This is a genomic window from Gordonibacter sp. (assembly GCF_036667095.1).
Taxonomy (GTDB): domain Bacteria; phylum Actinomycetota; class Coriobacteriia; order Coriobacteriales; family Eggerthellaceae; genus Gordonibacter.
In genome coordinates this window covers 1-1471 of the sequence record NZ_JAVWUP010000365.1, presented here as the reverse complement: position 1 = coordinate 1471, position 1471 = coordinate 1, and the positions used below count along the sequence as shown (strand labels likewise).

General features: G+C 60.7%; 2 protein-coding genes. Both read left to right on the top strand.

Annotated features, from left to right (window positions below):
* Positions 1-185: FAD-binding protein (locus tag RR842_RS14650; RefSeq protein ID WP_332730306.1), on the top strand; the 185-nt coding region annotated here is incomplete at its 5' end.
* 60 nt (positions 186-245) lie between these two features.
* A partial coding sequence (locus RR842_RS14645; RefSeq protein ID WP_332730305.1) for an FAD-dependent oxidoreductase occupies positions 246-1471 on the top strand: 1226 nt, incomplete at its 3' end.

The following is a 1471-nucleotide window of genomic DNA, read 5'->3' as shown; positions in this document are numbered from 1 at the left end:
TGTCGCCGAAGGTGTACATCGGTGTTGGCATCTCTGGGCAGATGCAGCACATGGTGGGCATAAATCGTGCTCAGACGATCTTTGCTGTCAACAAAGACAAGAACGCGCCTATCTTCAAGCAATGCGATTACGGCTTGGTGGGCGACGTGAAGACCGTCCTGCCCGCCTTGTGTGCGGCACTCTAAAAGTACGACAGGAAGGGGCTGCGATCACCGCCCCTCTTCTTAGATGAGAAAGGATAAAAGGTGTCTGAAAGCGATTTTGACGTCATCGTCGTGGGTTCGGGGTGCGCCGGTGCCGTGGCGGCCTACACGGCCGCGTCGGCTGGCAAGAGCGTGCTTGTGGTGGAGCGCGGCAACTTTGCCGGTGCCAAGAATATGACCGGCGGGCGCATCTACTCGCACTCGCTCAAGAAAGTCTTCCCTGACTTCGAGCACGAGGCGCCCCTAGAACGCAAGATCACCCACGAGCGTATCTCCATGCTGGGCGCACGCTCAAACATGACCATCGACTTTACGAGTGATGAACTGGCGGAGGAAGGCAAGGATTCCTACGCGGTTCTGCGCGCCCCGTTCGACCAGTGGCTGGCCAGCAAGGCTGAGGATGCCGGCGCCGAGTATATCTGCGGCATTGCCGTGGAGGAACTGCTGAAGGACGAAACCGGCAAGGTCTGCGGCGTGCGCGCCGCCGAGGACGAGATCACCGCTGAGGTGACGATCCTGGCCGAGGGCGTGAACACGCTGCTCGCCGAAAAGTGCCTGGGCAACCCCCGCCCTAAGGCCTCCCAGATGGCTGTCGGCATCAAGCAGGTCTTCGAGCTGCCGGCCGAACGCATCGAGGACCGGTTCCTATGCCCCGAGGGCGAGGGTGCGGCGATGCTGTTCGTGGGCGACTGCACGCACGGCAGCGTGGGCGGCGGCTTTTTGTATACGAACAGGGACTCCATATCGCTCGGCCTCGTAGCCACCATCTCCACGGCGGCTGACGCTTCGAACCCCTATCCGGTCTACCAGATGCTCGAAGACTTCAAGCAGCATCCGGCCGTGGCACCTATCCTCTGCGGCGCGAAGCTCGTGGAGCACTCCGGCCATATGGTGCCCGAGGGCGGTTACGACATGGTGCCGAAGTACGTGTTCGATGGCTGCCTCGTCGCCGGCGAGACGGCGGGTCTGTGCATGAACATGGGCTACCAGGTGCGCGGCATGGACTTCGCCGTGGCCAGCGGCCGTATGGCCGCCGAGGCTGCCGTCGTCGCCATCGACAAGGGCGATGTCTCCGAGGAGGGCTTGGCATCCTACAAAATCAAGATGGAAGACTCCTTCGTCATTCAGGATCTTAAGACCTTCAGCAAGTGGCCCCACGTGATGGAGCAGTGGGACTCCATGTTCAACGATTACCCCGTTATGGTGAAGGAAATCTTCAACACCATGTTCAGCGTGGATGGACGCTCCCAAAAGCCGCTGATGAAGCG